This window comes from Paraglaciecola sp. (assembly GCF_030730205.1).
Classification (GTDB): Bacteria; Pseudomonadota; Gammaproteobacteria; order Enterobacterales; family Alteromonadaceae; genus Paraglaciecola.
Genome location: NZ_JANQVQ010000085.1, coordinates 1 through 18,639 on the forward strand (window position 1 = coordinate 1; position 18,639 = coordinate 18,639).

Annotated in this window: 15 protein-coding genes; 4 read left to right on the plus strand and 11 right to left on the minus strand. The window is 42.8% G+C overall.

Features of this window, described 5'->3' with window-relative positions; translation table 11 throughout:
* Genes NWQ57_RS07410 through imuA form a run of 3 tightly spaced genes read right to left on the minus strand, consistent with a single transcriptional unit; the run spans position 1 to position 5,232 of the window.
* Entirely contained in the window at positions 1-3,111 is a 3,111-nt protein-coding gene (locus NWQ57_RS07410) for an error-prone DNA polymerase (protein ID WP_306021506.1), read from the minus strand.
* The gene (locus NWQ57_RS07415) at positions 3,111-4,529 is read right to left on the minus strand and encodes a DNA polymerase Y family protein (protein WP_306021507.1); all 1,419 of its coding nucleotides are present in this window, start codon (positions 4,527-4,529) and stop codon (positions 3,111-3,113) included. The genes NWQ57_RS07410 and NWQ57_RS07415 overlap by 1 nt, the downstream gene beginning before the upstream one ends.
* A gap of 13 nt (positions 4,530-4,542) precedes the next feature.
* Positions 4,543-5,232, minus strand: coding sequence for a translesion DNA synthesis-associated protein ImuA (gene imuA / locus NWQ57_RS07420; RefSeq protein ID WP_306021508.1), 690 nt, complete (start codon positions 5,230-5,232; stop codon positions 4,543-4,545).
* 242 nt (positions 5,233-5,474) lie between these two features.
* Between imuA and NWQ57_RS07425 the strand changes: the two genes are divergently transcribed.
* Positions 5,475-5,939: an EVE domain-containing protein gene (locus NWQ57_RS07425; RefSeq protein WP_306021509.1), complete on the plus strand. Its 465-nt coding sequence runs from the start codon at positions 5,475-5,477 to the stop codon at positions 5,937-5,939.
* Between the two features lie 2 nt (positions 5,940-5,941).
* Here the strand turns inward: NWQ57_RS07425 and NWQ57_RS07430 are convergent, their stop codons facing one another.
* Positions 5,942-6,907, minus strand: a complete 966-nt coding sequence (locus tag NWQ57_RS07430) for a hypothetical protein (RefSeq protein WP_306021510.1) — start codon at positions 6,905-6,907, stop codon at positions 5,942-5,944.
* Between the two features lie 176 nt (positions 6,908-7,083).
* Positions 7,084-7,860 carry a DUF1080 domain-containing protein gene (locus NWQ57_RS07435; RefSeq protein WP_306021511.1) on the minus strand — a complete coding sequence of 259 codons (777 nt, stop codon included), beginning with the start codon at positions 7,858-7,860 and terminating at the stop codon, positions 7,084-7,086.
* Between the two features lie 192 nt (positions 7,861-8,052).
* Between NWQ57_RS07435 and NWQ57_RS07440 the strand changes: the two genes are divergently transcribed.
* A complete protein-coding gene (locus NWQ57_RS07440; protein WP_306021512.1) occupies positions 8,053-10,656 on the plus strand; it encodes a glycosyl hydrolase 115 family protein in 2,604 nt (867 codons plus the stop codon).
* A 119-nt stretch (positions 10,657-10,775) separates the two neighbouring features.
* Here the strand turns inward: NWQ57_RS07440 and NWQ57_RS07445 are convergent, their stop codons facing one another.
* The 4 genes from NWQ57_RS07445 to NWQ57_RS07460 form a co-directional block, all read right to left on the minus strand.
* The gene (locus NWQ57_RS07445) at positions 10,776-11,279 is read right to left on the minus strand and encodes a hypothetical protein (protein WP_306021513.1); all 504 of its coding nucleotides are present in this window, start codon (positions 11,277-11,279) and stop codon (positions 10,776-10,778) included.
* The gene (locus tag NWQ57_RS07450; RefSeq protein WP_306021514.1) at positions 11,276-13,042 is read right to left on the minus strand and encodes a DUF885 family protein; all 1,767 of its coding nucleotides are present in this window, start codon (positions 13,040-13,042) and stop codon (positions 11,276-11,278) included. Before NWQ57_RS07450 ends, NWQ57_RS07445 begins: the two co-directional genes overlap by 4 nt.
* 74 nt (positions 13,043-13,116) lie before the next feature.
* Positions 13,117-13,449 carry a DUF1820 family protein gene (locus NWQ57_RS07455; RefSeq protein ID WP_306021515.1) on the minus strand — a complete coding sequence of 111 codons (333 nt, stop codon included), beginning with the start codon at positions 13,447-13,449 and terminating at the stop codon, positions 13,117-13,119.
* Positions 13,450-13,594: 145 nt separating this feature from the next.
* Positions 13,595-14,173 carry a TetR/AcrR family transcriptional regulator gene (locus tag NWQ57_RS07460; RefSeq protein ID WP_306021516.1) on the minus strand — a complete coding sequence of 193 codons (579 nt, stop codon included), beginning with the start codon at positions 14,171-14,173 and terminating at the stop codon, positions 13,595-13,597.
* Between the two features lie 134 nt (positions 14,174-14,307).
* On the opposite strand from NWQ57_RS07460, the gene NWQ57_RS07465 reads away from it, so the two are divergent.
* Complete coding sequence (locus tag NWQ57_RS07465) at positions 14,308-15,942, plus strand: M28 family metallopeptidase (RefSeq protein ID WP_372340899.1); 1,635 nt, start codon at positions 14,308-14,310, stop codon at positions 15,940-15,942.
* Positions 15,943-16,011: 69 nt separating this feature from the next.
* On the opposite strand, the gene slmA is transcribed toward NWQ57_RS07465, so the two are convergent.
* Positions 16,012-16,602 (minus strand): nucleoid occlusion factor SlmA, encoded by a 591-nt coding sequence (gene slmA / locus NWQ57_RS07470; protein WP_306021517.1) that lies wholly within the window; start codon positions 16,600-16,602, stop codon positions 16,012-16,014.
* 46 nt (positions 16,603-16,648) lie between these two features.
* Complete coding sequence (gene coaBC / locus NWQ57_RS07475) at positions 16,649-17,839, minus strand: bifunctional phosphopantothenoylcysteine decarboxylase/phosphopantothenate--cysteine ligase CoaBC (RefSeq protein ID WP_306021518.1); 1,191 nt, start codon at positions 17,837-17,839, stop codon at positions 16,649-16,651.
* Between the two features lie 129 nt (positions 17,840-17,968).
* On the opposite strand from coaBC, the gene radC reads away from it, so the two are divergent.
* On the plus strand, positions 17,969-18,639 hold a 671-nt coding region (gene radC / locus NWQ57_RS07480; RefSeq protein ID WP_306021519.1), incomplete at its 3' end, for a DNA repair protein RadC.

The window sequence follows — 18,639 nt, forward strand, 5'->3', positions numbered from 1 at the left end:
TTAATGAAAATCTCTGGAGCGGGAATCAAGCTGGGCAATTAGGTGGCTTAAGTTTTCTAATTTTCCGGCTATGATATGGGTGACGCCACCGTCGCCCCGCTCCAAAATACCATTCACTTTTAATATTTTAGATTTTAAATACGCTTGCTTCTGGGCTCTCGCAGTAGCCAACCACACAATCACATTCATACTACCGGTATCATCTTCTAAAGTAATAAAAGTAACGCCTTTTGAGGTGCCTGGGCGTTGTCGGCCAACCACCAAGCCCACCACACTAACAACCGTTTTATGCGGCCGATTAATGAGTTGTTCAGCACTCACATGCTTAGGCAGAAGCCCTGCCTCTCTGATCAAGGCAATAGGGTGTTTGCCCAAGGTTAAACTCATTGAAGCATAGTCTTCAATTAAGGTATCACTGGCACTCGGTGTTGTAATTCCAAATGAAGCTTGCATACCGATGTCTATCGACTCAGCAACTTGATTAAATAATGGCAAGTCACTCTCGCTATCCATTAACGCCCACCGTGCGGCATAACGATTATCACTGATACAACTAAAGGCATTGGCACTGGCCAATGCCTCCAAATAGTGACGGGCTAAGCCCAATTTTTTAATTTGTTCCATCCGTTTAAAACCACTTAATGGTCTCTGTTGTAATACAGAAATTAACGCGTTTTTCTTCAAGCCTTTAATCAGGCTAAAACCTAACCTAATAGCCCAATCATTATTATAAAATTCGAATTTATGTTCGTAGTCAGAAGCGTTGATACACACAGGCAATATATGAATACGATGACGCTGCGCATCTTGTATTAATTGTGCTGGCGGATAAAAGCCCATCGGCCAACTATTTAACAATGCGACGTAAAATGCCTGTGGATAATAGTGTTTAAGCCATGAAGATACATAGGCTAATACGGCAAATGAAGCCGAATGCGACTCTGGAAAACCATATTCACCAAAGCCTTTTATTTGATTAAAAATCCGCTCGGCATAATCTAACTCATAGCCTCGTCGCAACATGCCGTTGACTAATTTATCGCGAAACTTAAGCAGCTCACCCTCTTTTTTCCAAGAGGCCATGGCCCGCCTTAACTGATCAGCTTCACCGCCAGTAAAACCTGCAGCCACCATGGCCATTTTGATCACTTGCTCTTGAAATATAGGCACGCCGTTAGTACGTTTAAGTACTGCCTCAACGGCTTTAGATGGATGATGGATTTGCTCTATTCCATCGCGCCGTTTCAGATAAGGGTGTACCATATCCCCTTGTATCGGCCCAGGCCTTACTATGGCGATTTGTACTACTAAGTCGTAATAACATCTAGGTTTGAGTCGAGGCAACATGCTCATTTGTGCACGTGACTCAATTTGAAACACGCCTACTGTGTCAGCTCGTTGAATCATCTCATACACTTGTCTGTCATCACCTAACTTAGTTATTTGCGCAATACTCCAATCATGCTGATAGTGGGTACTTACTAAATCAAAAGCTCGGCGAATCGCACTCAGCATACCTAAGGCCAGTACATCAACTTTAAGTAAACCTAAACTCTCAAGATCGTCTTTATCCCACTGAATAATAGTGCGCTCAGCCATGGCGGCATTTTCAATAGGTACTAAGTGATACATGGGTCCGGCAGAGATGATAAAGCCTCCTACGTGCTGTGATAAGTGCCGCGGAAACCCTTTAATTTCATTCACCAAATAGACAAAATGTTTGCCTTGCAATGATTCTGAAGCAAAGCCAAGCTCAGTAATTTGTGCTTGCCAATCAACTTGCACATCACGGCGGTCGATGTTTTTAATAAAAAACGCCAATTGGCTTTCATCAATACCCATGGCTTTGCCAATTTCTCGAATCGCACTTTTTTGTCGATATGTCACTACCGTGGCTGCAATGGCGGTACGTTCACGTCCGTATTTTTGATAAATGTACTGAATGATTTCTTCACGTCGATGATGTTCAAAATCCACGTCGATATCTGGTTCTTCTTGTCGTTCTTTTGAAATAAAACGCTCGAACAATACATCGATTTGCCGAGGATCCACTGCGGTGATTTCCAAGCAATAACACACTACCGAATTGGCGGCAGACCCACGACCTTGATAAAGGATGTTTTGCTTTTTAGCGAATTGTACAATGTCATAGATAGTCAAAAAGAAGTATTCATATCCCATCTCTTTGATGAGCTTCAACTCTTTGGCAATGATCCGTTTAATCGCAAACGCTAACTTACCGTCTTGGGCAAAACGCGTATGCATGCCCAGAACAACTAATTCCCGTAGGTATTGAGTCGCCGTTTTTCTTTTAGGTACTAACTCAGCGGGATATTCGTAGCGTAATTCGCCCATATCAAAGGTACAACGATCAGCAATCTCAACCGATTCCTGTAACCATTCCTGCGGATATAAACGCTGAAGTTTTTCTAATGGTCGTAAGGAACGCTCACTGTTTGATAATAAATGCCGCCCTAAACTGCTGATGCTTTTACCTTGTTTTATCGCAGTTAAAGCGTGTTGTAACATCAAACGCTCAGGATCATGCATTAACACTGCACCACATGCGGTGATCGGCAGGTGGTATAATTGCTGTAAACAACGACAATGTTCTAAATATCGGTGTTCATTGGCAGTAAGGTGGCGCTGCACAGCAATCCATAAACGCTGTTTGAAAATGCTTTGTAGCTGTTTGGCAGTTTGATGATCACTAGTGACGTCACCGGTAGGTAACCACAGGGCAAGGCAGTGCTGACAACTTTTAAGATCCCAACTATCCAGTTGATACTGACCTTTAACTGCGCGGCGCCGAGCATTGGTAATGATGCGGCATAACTCTGCATACGCCTGACGATTTGGGCACAGTAATATCACGCTAAGCTGGGCGTTGAGTTTGAATAAACTGCCCACAATCAACTTAATACTCAATTGGTGATCTTTAATAGCGGTAAAAGCTCTTACCACGCCAGCTACAGAACACTCATCCGTTATAGCAATGGCTTGATAAGCCAAAAAGTCAGCGCGCTGTACTAACTCTTGTGGATGTGAGGCGCCCTGTAAAAAAGAAAAATTACTCTGACAAAACAATTCAGCATAACTAGAACTGCGCATTAGCTAAAAACACCGTGTAAGTACCAAACCGCATCTTGCTCTTTAAAAACCCAATACCACTGACCCTGTTGATTTCGCGCAATGTAATAATCACGGACCACGGTGCGATTATCCCACCAGCCGGTATTGAGCCGTTCTGGGCCATGTACAATACTCACTTTTTCACGTAAAGGTTGCGGAGGCGTTAATAAAAAACTAGGTCGCATGGCCTGTAATATATGGCTCACATTATGATTGGATTCATCGAGCAACACCGGTGGGGCATAGTTTGCAGCATGCTCAGGACGATAATCGTCATTAACAATTGGACTCATCACTGCCTTTTCGCCTAACTTAGCTTGCAGCAGCGAAACCAATTGCAAACGCGATAACGTGCCTTGTTTGGCACTAAATAAGTCGCCTTTATCAGGACTTCTAATTTGCGTTTGCCCCGTTGTCAGATTGATAGCATAAACCGCAGAATCTAAGCGTAGCTGCTCTAGCTTGATTTTAATCAGCGCTTGCCATCGGCTCGCTAAATATTCTCCTTGTTGTGAACCAATCGTCCATTCAATAGGCTCATGTTCACGTTGATAAAATAGAATGATAAGAGTCTGTGTTAATCGGTCACGCAACTTCAAAAATTGTTCTAATGCCTGTAGTAAATGCCCTAATGGTCTGTGTAAAAACTGACTATTATCTATATCAAACAATAATTCCATGTAACGCTTAAATATCTCAGGCGGGTGATAAAATTCAATTGGATGTTTAAACTCTGCACTTAATCGTCCTAAATAATTAACTAGCCCAATATCAAAACGTTTAGCCATATCAGCAAAAGAAATGGCAAATAAATCTTGTATCGTACGCACACCTACACGTGTCAATTGCTGCTGCGTTTTAGGGCTAATATCTGTTTCATATAGTTGGCACTGAGAAATGTTGTGATGCAGTAATCTAAGATCATCGCTAATGGTATCCCATTTTTTTTTAGCTAAGATTTTAGCCGCCAATGGTGAGTGACCCGTGGCGTAATGGTAAGTCAGTTTTAAAGGGGCTAATTGGTTTTTTATCACTTGCCAATAATTCGCTAAGTCACCATACAGTCTCAGCATATGGTTAATTCTAAGCAACAAGCCCTGTGGTGCAAAAAAGCTAATATCACTGGTGCTGAGATATAATATTTCAGCAATTTCTTGTAACTTGTTGTCGTTTATTTTGGGCTCATAAGGCACCACTTGTAGGTCTTGTGCCAGTGCAGCAGCCGTTCCTAAACCCATATTTAAATTAATACCTACAGCTCTCGCCTTTGCACTCACTTGCACTATGTTATGGCTACGCTGATCTAAGATCACCAAAGGAGGCATCTTTTCGCCTTGCACTTGAGCAAGCAAAGCATCTAATTGCAAATTGGGAAAATCGAGATACAACCACAACATGATTGCGTTTTCGCTATGCGATTTGAGAATGACGATTAGGAAACTGCACGACATTTTCTGCGATAGATTGGCAATTCAACTCAGGCCATTTATTACTCATATCCACAGTGAAAGCAGAGCTAGGCCAAGCCCCTTTGCGTTTGGTTACCTCAACATGTAAGCCTTGAGGCTGCGCACGTAAACGTAAGGCTAAAGATACCGGTAAAGCAGTCTGTACCGTTTTTTGCTGGCGTAACATGGTGATGAGGGCATCCCCCTTGTCTGCCGCCAGATGCAAACGTTTCACTTGATTTATGGCTATGTCGTGCTGCCACAGCACCACGCTATAACAACAACCACTGGCTAAGCATTGCTCTGCACACCACAAAGATTGCGCGCTTGAAATAGTTTTTAGTATCAAAACACGATGTAGTTCAAAGCCAAACTCCGCTAACATTTCACTGTTTAATAGCATGGGAGGAGCGATAAAAACCAACAAACGATCACCACTTTGCTGGCGAGTCAATAAATCAGGCAACAGTAAACGAAGCTCGCCAATGCCAATGGGGCTTTCAATGTCTATTACTCCATTTTGCGGAAAACCGCCTTGTAGTTGTTGATCTAACTCACTAAAACCCGTGCTATTTGCATACGCTATTTGGCTAGTATGATTAGCTTGCCATAAGAGGTTTTTATTTTTGAGATGTTCAAGGATAGGGTTCATAAGCTCACAACATACTGTAATTATATACAGTATATTTAGGCTTTTTTGAGATGCAAGTTTTGCGTCATGGTAAAAATCTAAGTTACTAAAAAATAGACGTATTTATCTGCGGCCTAAAAACTTTTTTAATGCCGTTAATAAACTTAGCTTTTGAACATTTTCACAGTGCATCAGACAAACTTGAAACCACGACTAAATCGAGGATAATTAAGGTTATCTGCTTCATTTATCATGGCAATCCAATGCAATACTGGTTATTTAAATCTGAACCTGACGCCTTTAGTATCGATGACCTCGCTGCTAAACCCGATCAAACCGAACACTGGGACGGGATTCGTAATTACCAAGCTCGTAACTTTTTGCGCGACGAGGTTAAACAAGGTGACCAAGTATTGTTTTATCATTCCAGCTGTAAAGAAGTAGGCATTGCCGGCTTAGCTGAAGTAGTAAAAGAAGCCTACCCCGATCACAGCCAATTTAATCCCGAGTCCAAATATTTTGACCCTAAAGCCAGTCCAGACAATCCTCGCTGGGTGATGGTAGATGTGCAGTTTAAACAGAAGTTTTCTAGAGTGCTGAGTTTAGCCAAAATCAAAAGTATGCCACATATTACTGAGATAGGTTTGGTTAAAAAAGGCCACCGTTTGTCGATAATGCCGGTGAGCAAAAACGAGTTTGAGCTGCTTTTGAAAGCAACAAAGGGGTAGGTTTACTCACCAAGCAAAACGATTTCGTCACTTTGAATAGCAGGCTTATTGCGCTCAAGTTGACGAATAAAGTCCAGTAAATAGGGTTCATCCCTTCTAAAGTCTTGGCCAACAACGTTGGTATTGTTGAGGTAAAACACTGAACGATTATTATTCTGCAACATCAAAACCGTGCTGGCGAAATAATGATTGAAAAGCGCATCAAACTGACCACTTTCGGCGGCTTGTATAAGTCCATACCTTAAGCGCTGGCTTAACTTAGCTTGCTTTTTACTCACGAAAAAATACATTGGTAAATAGGTGTAAACTGCGAAATTGTCAGCAATTCTTAAACTAGGCATGTTTTTTTGATAAAGCGGCAGCTCTGCTTCAATTTCATAAATGCCACGCATCAGTAAAGAGAAGCGATTGGCCTCTAACATAGGGAAGAGTGTTTCATAAGTAGGGCCATACATCACTCTAAAACCATTGTCTTCTAGTATTTTAGCCGTTGACCACCCTCGACCCTGACCGATCATTTGCTTTTTTAGAACATCGAGCGATTCAATTTCTGCCAAAGCACTTACATGTGCTTGATCAGTAAAAAACATACGATAACTTGCAAGCCCCTTCATAATTGGAAAATGCACAACGTCGGCTTTTTCCAACCAACTGGGCAAGGGCATTGATGTAGCAACAGACAACCAATCCCCTTTTTCTAACTGAAGCAATTGTCGGCCCACTACCGTTTCAAAACGTTGGCGAATGATCTTAAAAGGTCCATATTTTTCTGTAGATAACTGCAGTGCAAGGGTTAATAAATCATCGGTATATCTACGGTGGGCAGCTGGCCTGTCCATATAAGGGATATTCACTACTGTTACGTTATCCATTAATGGTGAAACATTGGCATGGGCGACAACACCGCAGGCACTGGCTAAAAATAATAGTGTGATTAGAAAATAAGCTGAAACGCCCCGATTTATCATGTAGCAGTAATCTTTATTAGTATTGTTAGAACAGGGATAATTAAGATTAAATTTTATACACGATTGGCACGCCTAATACTAGGGTTCTGCATTTCACATACCAATAAACATAAAATACATGGGAGTATGGGGAAGCGCGCAACATCATTTACACCCCATAAATGTATTACCAGCCTTCAGAGTCTTCTAATGATGATATTTTTAAACTCTATGGGCTGGCCTTCACTTTGCAAACCAATATAACCCGATTGGAGTATCTTGCCGTGTTCTTTATATTCGGGGCTTTGCCCCACAACAATGCCATCTTTTCCATCAATCGTGGGGCGACTGTATTGCAAAACAACCTCGCCGTTGATCATATGCGTAATCGTGTTCTGCTTAACGATCAACTCTGCGTGTACCCACTGTTCTTTTGTGAGGGCTTTAAAATTCGATGGCAAACAATGTTCTGGATATATCTTTTGCGCATAAACAACATCAGTACCCGGTGAGCACATACTGCCAGTAAAACGAGAGCCATCACCCGTGTCAGCCAAAAATTGCATTTCTACTGATATAGGCCAGTTTTGGTCTAGGTTGATAGAACGAGGAGACTGGCTGTGAAACATCACGCCGCTATTGAGTCGGGCATAACTAGGGGCACCTTCTTCAAACTCACCAATAAAACGGTAATCGAGTCGCAGATGAAAATTATCAAAAGGCGTATTGTAGAAAAGGTGACCAAACTCATCATTGAATTCATATTGGTCGTACCTGACTTTAAGCAAACCGTCTTCAACTCTAAACGTATTGCCATAATTTTCCCCTACCTTGTGATGATTAATTTTGACGGTCCAATTTGTTAAATCGTTACCATTAAATAAGTTCACCCACTGCTCGGATGGCTTGTCAGTTGCACATCCACTTAGCCAAAAACATATGGATGAAAAAACAAAAAATCGCTTATGTAGCATGGCGTTCCTCATTGATTATTTTTAAATGGTACCCTCGCCCAAACGACCACCTTAACACCTAGCATACAAAATACCCTTATTGAATTAACAAATTTAGTAAACCCGGCAACCACTTACTTACCTCTATACTGCGTACTGAGTTTTCAGACGCATCTCATGTGATCTGAATGAGATAAACAATAAGGCTTAGTTATGTATTATTTTTTACGCGTTAGTTTGACCGTTATCAGCATATCACTTTTTTCTTTTGCACAGGCCTGTGAGGTACCCGCCTCGGTATGTTTGCAAAAACATAAGGGGAGCTTCGAACTAATAAAAGCGGGCCAACCAGCCACCATTTTTGTAGAAAAACAAGCTAACTCAGCCTTGCAACATGTCGCTCAAAGCTTTGCGCAAGATTTGGCTTTGGTTAGTAGCAAGAAGTCAAAAACAGTGCATGATCTCAATGAAGCCAATGGCCGAGTAGTCATTATCGCTGAAGCAGGTCAAAGTAAGATAATTGACCTGTTAGTCACTCAAGGCAAGCTCAATATCGACGACATCACAGGCAAATGGGAGGCGTATAAGCGCGTGGTGATTGATTCGCCTTTCGCGGGGATCACTCAAGCTTTAGTGGTGGTAGGCGCAGATAGACGCGGTGCGGTATTTGGTACTTACGAGTTATCAGAACAAATGGGGGTGTCACCTTGGTACTGGTTTGCTGATGTACCCATTGAACATCAAAATGATGTTTACGTGAATGCAGGTGAATATCAAGACGCCCCTAAAGTGCAATATCGCGGTTTTTTTATTAATGACGAAGCACCCAGTTTCACCACATGGTCTTATAAACATTTTGGCGGTTTAAACGCCAAAATGTACACCCATGTTTTTGAATTATTATTAAGACTAAAAGGCAATTATTTGTGGCCTGCTATGTGGCCACCCAAAGCCTTTAACGATGATGATCCGAACAACATGAAACTTGCTGACGCCATGGGTGTGGTGATGGGTACGTCCCATCATGAGCCCTTAAGCCGAGCCCACCATGAATGGCACCGCAACCAAGATAAAGGTATTACTGGTGGTAAGTGGGATTACGCCAGTAATGCAAAAAACTTACGTGAGTTTTGGCGTGGTGGCATAGAGCGCATGATGTCAAAGGGCGATGGGCAAGGCTACGAGTCCTTAATCACCGTGGGGATGCGGGGCGATGGTGATGAAGCCATGCACGAAGATACCGCAACTCAGTTGTTAGAAACAATCGTCGCAGATCAGCGCAAAATCATTGCACAAGTGACCGAAAAATCGGCAGAAAAAACCCCGCAAGTTTGGGCCTTATATAAAGAAGTTCAAGATTATTATGATCACGGCATGCAGGTACCAGATGACGTCACGTTATTATTCGCTGATGATAATTGGGGGCAAATTCGCCGTTTACCCACCACTAACCTCGAGCGTTCAGGGGGCTTTGGGGTGTACTACCACTTCGATTATGTTGGTGTGCCACGTAACTACAAATGGCTCAATACCGTGCAAATAGAAAAAACATGGCAACAAATGGATCTTGCTTACAAACGGGGTGCTCACAATATTTGGATAGTCAATGTAGGTGATATTAAACCCGTTGAGTATCCTCTAAGCGCTTTCATGGCACAAGCATGGAACCCAGAAGCCATGACTTTAGACAAGCTACATGCTTACCCTAAAGACTGGGCACAAGCCGCGTTTGGCACTAAACATGCCGATAAAATTGCCATGCTAATTACTCGCTACAGCCAATATGCCGCAAGGCGTAAACCTGAACTTATCGATGCCAACAGTTTTAACTTGGGGGAATCAACAGCCGACAGTCTAGACGGTGGTGAATTTGCCAAACTTGTGCATCAGTGGCAAGAACTTGAGCAAGAAATGCTAATGCTTAAAGAATCATTAAGCGAGCCACAACTACCTGCCTATTATCAGCTGGTAGAGTATCCAATTGCTGCTTTATCTAATCTTTATGCACTTTATTATGCAGCAGCTTGGAATAACCGCTTAGCGGCTACCAATGACAGCAGAGCGAATTTTTTTGCGGACCAAGTAGAATCGACTTTTGCGCGGGACCAACAACTTACCGATACTTATCATGGTCTGTTAAACGGCAAATGGGACGGCATGATGGCACAAGCCCACATTGGTTATACCAGCTGGCAGCAACCAGACGAGCAAGTCATGCCGGCCATTACCCGAGTCATCAACGACAAGCCCAGTAAACCTATTCAATTTACTGAGCAAAACACAGGCAAATTACAGCCTAATATCAGTGCCATTGAAGGGCCTGATTTTAGTCGAGCGGTCAACAACAAAGGCTTAACATGGAAGGTCATTAACCACCTAGGCCGCACCAAAGGGGCTGTTACAGCATTTCCTCAGGGGCAAGAGCCCACCAACAAAGACGATGCGGTACGATTAGAATATGACATCATTGTCGAACAGACTGGGGATTTGAGTGTGCAGGTGTTTTTGGTACCCACTCTCAATACCACCGGTCAAGCTACCTTACGTTTTGGTTTATCGGTAGATGATGGTCCCATGCAAGTAGTGGCAGACAAACTATTACCAGCGCCGAACGCCACAACCCTACAAGAACAACGGGATTGGAATGAAGCGGTAAAAACCAACGCACGTATGTTACAACGGGTATTTGTTGATGTTCCCAAAGGGCAGCACACCATCAAGTTATGGCGATTAGATGACAACGTAGTTGTACAAAAAATTGTTGCCAGCACCTCGCCTATTCCACTCAGTTATTTAGGTGCATCTGTTTCTAAATAACAGGCTTCGAGTGAATAACAGCGAGCTTATTCACTCGATTGCTCGATTCTGATGGTAAAAAATGACTTTAAACTACGCAGTAAAAACTCTTTTTTTTTGACTATCCACCCACCGAAATCTCAGATAGCGGCCTCTTCGATTGCAGCTTCGGGGGCTTTGGTTTTAGTCGTCAGTAAATTATTACAGGCTGCTAAATAGCCATCCAAGGTGTTTTTACTCCACGGCACCCTTACATCAACTGACTGGCGAGCGATATATTCTTGCACCGCTGCCATATCAATCGTTGCCCCCTCTAACGCCCCTTTGATTGCCTCTTCAACTGTGGCATGTTTTTCACAGCACTGCATGACAACAAACTCGACGTTTTCGACAATAAATTGCGCCACATCTAAGTCATTACCATGTAATACGCCATGACGTCGCAACGCATCTAACTTTAAGCGATAGCTATTAGTTAATTGTTTAGACATTAACATAATTGAACCCAGTGAAAACTTGGTGTTTTTCTGTAAGGTTTTAAGTTCGAATTTTGCTTTATTTAATTCTGCTTGGGCATTTTGTGCACGCAGAACCAGAAAAATCAAGGCTAAAACTAAGACCGCTATCACGCCAAAGATGATCATGGTTGGTTCGCTATATAATGTTCAATATTGGTTTCTAAAACAGACAATGGCACTGACCCATAGGCCAGCACAGCGTCGTGGAATGCCCGCAAATCAAAGCGTTCACCCAATTTTTCTTGGGCTTTTAAACGCAACTTTTTAATGCTCAGCTCGCCTATTTTGTAAGACAAGGCTTGAGCTGGCCACGAAATATACCGGTCGATTTCAGTTTTAACATTGTGTTCTGACAAAGCAGTATTTTCTAACATAAACTCAATGGCTTGCTCTCTAGACCAGCCTTTTACGTGCATGCCAGTATCAACAACCAAGCGGCACGCACGCCACATTTCGTAACTCAAACGGCCAAATTCGTCATATGGGTTAGTGTACATGCCCACCTCTTTGCCAAGGTATTCAGCATACAGTCCCCAGCCTTCACCAAAAGCCGACATGTAGCTATAGCGCCGAACATTAGGCAAGTTTTGCATCTCAGCAGCTAAGGATATTTGCAAATGATGGCCTGGTACTGCTTCATGTAAGGTTAATGCCGTCAGTGCATATAAGGGACGTTTGTCTAAGGCATAGGTATTAACCCAATAGTACCCAGGTTGATCATCGCGAGTGGGTGCAACATAACGCCCAGTCGTGTACTTAGGCGCAATAGATTCAGGCACAGGAGCTACACCATAGGGAATACGCGGTAATATATTGAATAACTGCGGTAAGCGAGCGTCCATCTTTTTCGCGATATACGACGCTTGCTTCAATAACTCTTCTGGTGTTTTTGCATAAAAACGCGGATCGCTACGTAAAAAGTTAATAAACTGATTAATATCACCTTCAAAATCGAGGCCATCTAACACAATTTGCATTTCAGCACGAATACGTTTCACTTCACTTAGGCCCAATTGATGTATATCTTCGACTGGCAAGGTGGTGGTGGTGTAGTGATTGCTGCGATTTTGATAATACTCGAGGCCTTTAGGCCAGCTGGTAGCGGCAATATTATCTTTGCTTGCAGGTAAATATTCTTGTAGCAAAAAATCGTAAAAATCCTGATAAGCAACAAAAACAGAGTCTTGGATAATTTGCTCAGCTTGAGAACGCAGACGGTTTTTTTCAACTGCACTGATCGCCACACTATCAAGTTGTAAAAAAGGCTGATAAAACTCGCTCTGTTGGGGCTTTTCAAAAATAAACGCTTTCACGGAATCTTCAAAGCCTGTGAGTACCGCTTTAGGCTGCACTATACCGGTTGCGATGCCCTGCCTCATCCAATAAATTTGCTCAGCGAAAATACGGGGAAATTGCGCCAATCGAGCAAGATAATTTTGGTAGTCTTCAACACCCTTAAAACGCGTCATCGCAGGTAAAAACGCTAAGCTACTATGAAAACCAGACTCAGAAGTAAGAGGCATAAAATGCGCATTAAAGGCATATTGGTCGATGTAGTCTTGCAAACGGTAGCGCTGAACTTGCAGTGTAATTTGCTCATTTCGGCTCAATTCAGCGCTATTGATAGTCGCTAAACGCGCTAAAAAAGAGCGGTATTGAGCATCTTCTGCCGCCAAACCTGCCGGTGATGTATCGGCGAGGCGGTCATCAAACAGATGCACTCCATAACCCGTTGCACTCACTGGCTGAACAGATAATTCGTACTGCCAGATCTCATCCAACAAGGTATTAAACGCGGTTTCAGTGTCTTCGCTAGCCTTAGCATAAGTACCCAGTGAACAACCCACCAAAACCAAAATAATACACAATCGCGATACAACTAATTTCATCAATAATCCGCATGCTTTTCAGAGCTTAAATCGCAGCATAAGAGATTTGACCCCGTATTGAAATGACCATGTGGTTATTTTGGGGTATTTTTCGGGGTGTAAATAGGACTAGGAAAAGCCATCACCTTATCGGATAGTTGACTAATTTTAGAACTTCCCTGCTTTTTTACTTCATCGATGCGCAACACACTATGCATGGGAATATAAGTACGGGTGACGTCGGCAAACTCTGATTTTAATTTTTCGTGGCTTGGGTCTAGTACCAAACTCGTATGGCTATCCCAGACAAAGTCACCTATTTCAACAAAGCCAAACATCGAGCCTTGCGAGACCTCTCGCACAAACAGTTCATAACGCTCGCCGTTACTGATAAATTGAATACGAAATAAGGGATTTTTAGTAGACATGATGACAACTCAAAAGGGGTGAATAAAGGATAAAACAAAGGCATTTGTTTTTGCTGTTATGATGGCTAAATATGGAGATGAATCGAGCTTTTCTCAAGGCTTAGAGTAAAATCTACTGACTCATTTGGTGTTCAAACGACCTAATCTATACCGGCTTGAGTGATAAGGGCCCCAATAATGCTTGAGTCGCAATTTGTAATTCATCAGTATCGCCAGCCAAAATGGCATTTACAGCAAAACCCTGCACATAACTTGTAAGCTGCAACGCTGTGGACTCTATATTAGTTTGTGGATGTAGCTGCTCTAAATTTTGTGCTTTTTCTAAGCAACCAATAAAATCAATTTGTAAACGGTCGAGGTAATGACGGCCAATTTCCCTAATTTTCGCATCGTCAAAACCAAGCTCTGCAATACAATTAATCAGTAAACATCCCTTCCCTTTGACATGTTTGACATAGGCTTCAAAAAACGCAGCAATAGAGGGCAATCCTTGGTTTGTCTCAAGGTGTTGCATGATCTTTTTAAGGTAATTTTGCTGGTAATGTGCCAACACCAAGTATAAGAAATGTTGTTTACTGCCAAACTCAAGATAAAAACCACGGCGATTGAACTCAGCACGCGCAATAATTTCATCCATGATCGTCCCGTGATATCCATGTTCGAGAAAAATATCAATGGCTTGGTTTAGTACGGCGTCAACATTGTATTGCGCTTTACGAGGCATAAAAATCAGTCAGTTTTAGAACATATGTTCTCAATAGATTAGCTGACATAATGATTCTGTCAAGATGGCATTTTGCAGCAAACTCGCTTAATGTAAGACGGTTTTATTCAACAATAATAATAGTGAGTGCTTTGATGACTTTACGCAGATACACCAGCCTTCTAGTAGGCTCAATCATATTAGCAGCCTGTCAGGCTGATGCCCCAAAAATGGAACAACATGCCGATCCAATGCGCATTAAATCCCACATCCGATTTTTAGCTGATGACTTGTTAGAGGGGCGCGATACTGGCTCACGTGGCCACGAAATAGCCTCGTTATACATCGCCGCCGAGTTTGAGAAATATGGCTTAAAACCCGCTGGCGATGATGGTACTTACATGCAACGCATTAACTTCAGACAAGCCCATGTTGACCAAGCATCAATTAACATGACGTTGAGCAGCGAAGAAGGTGATATAGAACTCTCTTACCCAAAACAGTTTTTATCTGGCGCAAACCCGGTGACTGAACACGCCTTGTTGGAAGGTAAGTTGGTTTTTGTGGGTTACGGTATTGTAGCGCCTGAACTACAGCATGACGATTATGCGGATGTTGATGTTGAGGGTAAGGTTGTAGTGGCGTTGTCTGGTAAGCCAAAATCATTCCCTAGCGAAGAAGGCGCTCATTTTGGCTCTAGCTCTGAAAAACAAAAACACGCCAGCGAAAATGGGGCGATTGGCTTTATTACTATTAGTACTCCAACTGCTGAAAAAGTGCGCCCTTACCAAAATTTACTGAACTACTTGCACACTCCAAGCGTGCGATGGTTAGATGCAAGTGGTCAGCCAGCGAATGTGTTTCCGCAACTGCTAAGTAGCGCTTATTTAAGTAAAGAAGCAGCAGAACTTGTGTTTATTAATGCCCCGCAAAATCTCGATGAGATTTACGCTATGTTAGAAGAAGATAAATCGCCAAAGGGTTTTGACATACCTCTGAGCGTAAAACTTGAATCACGTAGCGAGCACAAAACGATTTCAAGCCCTAATGTTGTCGCTATTCTGGAAGGGTCTGATCCTGAGCTGAAAAAACAATATATCGTTTACTCTGCTCATTCTGATCATATCGGTTTTGCTAAAACAGTCGCCAAAGACAAAATCAATAATGGCGCGATGGATAATGCAACAGGTACTTCGGTATTGCTTGAAACTGCGCGTTTATTTAGTCAACTCGAAAACCGCCCTAAGCGTTCGATTTTATTTGTTGCGGTAACGGGCGAAGAAAAAGGCTTGTTAGGCTCTGATTACTATGCACAAAATCCTACTGTGCCACAAAGTGCCTTGGTTGCTAACGTTAATTTAGACATGCCAATTTTGACCTATGAATTTGCTGATGTGATTGCCTTTGGTGCTGACCACAGTGATTTAAAAGCCTCAGTTGCAACAGCGGCCGAGAATATTGGCTTAATCCTTAGCCCTGATCCATGGCCAGAGCAAGCGCTATTTACTCGCTCTGATCACTACAGCTTCGTTAAACAAGGTATCCCTTCGGTATTTATTGTACCGGGCTTGCAGTCTGCGGATCCAAACATTGATGGCAGCAAACAATTTGGTAACTTTATCGCGACCAATTACCACAAACCAGGCGATGACTTTAATCAGGCCTTTAATTGGAAAGCGGCGACCAAGTTTGCCGAAGTAAACTACCAAATTGGTTTAACCTTAGCGAATCAAGCAAAACGCTCAAGCTGGAACGAAGGTGACTTTTTTGGTGATACCTTCTCGAAATAAATGCATAGCCAATTAACCCAAAAAGCCCGCTAAACTAGCGGGCTTTTGCATGGGCGTATAAAACAGCGACTAGTTAAAAAACTGCTTATTAATAAATTGCCATTGTTCAGTAAAACCTTCAGTGGGACGGCGAGTAAATTCACTACGAATAAATTGATTGATCCTACCGTCGGCATAACAAATTAGCATGTTGGCAATCAAACCTTCGTCTGCAGGTAGAGTTTTACCCTCACGTAATTTACGCTCTCGTAGTACTTGTTTCATCTGCGTCTCTAAGCGCTCAAACAATTGTGCGATACGCTCACGTAATCGGTCTTGCTCACCCATTAGGGCATCACCGTTTAAAATCCGAGTAATACCAGGATTTTTTTCTGCAAAACCTAAAATAAGATGCAAAATCAGCTGGCAGCGAGTAGCGGTGTCTTTTTCTTCGTTGAGGATTTTATTAATACGAGAAAATAAGGTTTCTTCAATAAACTCAATCAAGCCCTCAAACATCCGCGCCTTACTCGGAAAATGACGATACAACGCAGCTTCAGACACTCCCACGTGGGCGGCCAACTTTGCCGTAGTCACTTTTTGACCAGGGCTGGTTTGTAACATACTGGCTAGAGCTTGCAGTATTTGGGCACGACGATTGGGGCGTTTTGTTGCTGGCATTATTTGGTCCTAATTAGCAATGGCGTTCACTATATTGTTTTGTTTTCTATTTAAATTGTTCTGACACGAGTTGCAACAATTGCAAGGCCAGTTTCTGTTTATCGGCCATCGCTAAGGTAACTTCACCCCCCGGCCAAAATACCGATAAGGCATTTTGCTCACTGTTAAAACCAATACGACTATCTGATACATCATTGGCCGCAATCATGTTGAGCTTTTTACGGGCTAATTTTGATAGTGCGTATTCTCTAACGTTCTGTGTTTCGGCAGCAAAACCTAAGGTAAAGGGTGGATGTTGCAAATGTGCTACATCGCTAAGGATATCAGGGTTTTTAACAAAAGTAAGCGTTAACTCTTGGTCATTTTTCTTAATTTTTTGCGGGGTAGTTTGTGCGGGTCGATAATCAGCAACGGCAGCACAGCCAATAAAAATATCGCAGGTAGCAACCTGTTCCATCACACTTTGATGCATTTGCTCCGCACTTTTAACCTGCACCGTCGTCACCGCTTGCGGAGCAATAAGGTTAGTTGGGCCACTGACTAAAACCACCTCAGCGCCCATCGCTTGTGCGGCTTTTGCTAAAGCATAACCCATCTTACCCGAGCTATGATTAGAGATATAACGCACCGGATCAATAGCTTCTTGTGTTGGACCAGCCGTAATCATCACTTTTTTACCTAGTAGCACTTGCGAAGGCAAAGCTTCATTTAATAAGTGAGCAATATCTTGTGGCTCTAACATTCTTCCTAAGCCGACATCGCCACAAGCTTGCTCTCCAGCTGCGGGACCTAAAATGCGAACATGACGCTGGCGTAATACATTTACATTATGCTGGGTGGCACTAGCATGCCACATTTGCTGGTTCATGGCCGGAGCAATAACGATAGGTGCAGCCGTTGCCAGACACAGCGTCGATAATAAATCATCAGCCAAACCATGGGTCAACTTCGCCATAAAGTTAGCCGTTGCGGGCGCAATTAATAAGATATCAGCCCATTTTGCCAGCTCAATATGCCCCATTGCCGCCTCTGCATCTTTATCCAGTAAATTATCAGAGACAGGGTTTCCTGATACTGCTTGCAAGGCTAAGGGACTGACAAACTCCAGTGCAGATTGGGTTAATACCACACGCACATTGGCACCTAGAGCCACGAGTTTTCTGACCAAGTCTGGGGCTTTATAGGCAGCAATGCCGCCGGTTATACCTAACAATACATTTTTATTATTTATCGACATAACATACTTATTTACGGATTAAAGGTCTCTAACTCCCTGTAATATTGGCTGGAAAGGCATCCTTTTGCTAGGCTTATTTTACTTCACATTCCGGATTGAGTCTCAATCCAAGCAAGAAGGCAAGGAAGCATGAAAATTACTGATTGGCCCGTGGATGAAAGACCCAGAGAAAAGTTACTTAAGTTGGGTTCAGAATCACTTTCTGATGCCGAACTTCTCGCCATTTTTTTACGTACCGGTATTCAAGGTTGCAGCGCTGTTGATTTAGCCCGTTATTTATTATCGAGCTTTGGCAGTTTACGTGGTTTATGTAGCGCTTCTCAAACCGAGTTTTGTAAGGTCAAAGGTTTAGGACAAGCTAAGTTTGTACAGTTGCAAGCCAGTGTGGAGATGACTAAACGTTTTCTTGCGGAAAAAATGGATAGAGTCGATGCACTCAACTCAGTAGAACAAACTCAAACATTTTTACTCTCTAAGTTACGCGATCAACGCCAAGAAGTATTTGCCATGCTCATGCTTGATAGTCAACACCGTTTAATTAAGTATCGCCCTATGTTTTACGGCACCATCGATAGCGCCAGTGTGTACCCAAGGGTGCTTGTTAAACAAGCCTTAGATGATAACGCCGCAGCGGTTATTCTCGCGCATAACCACCCATCAGGCGTAGCTGAACCAAGCCAAGCGGATCAACATATCACTCGGCGGATTATCGACGCCATGGCTTTAGTCGACATACGAGTGCTTGACCATTTTGTTATCGGTGATGGCGTAGCGGTGTCTTTTGCCCAGCGCGGTTTACT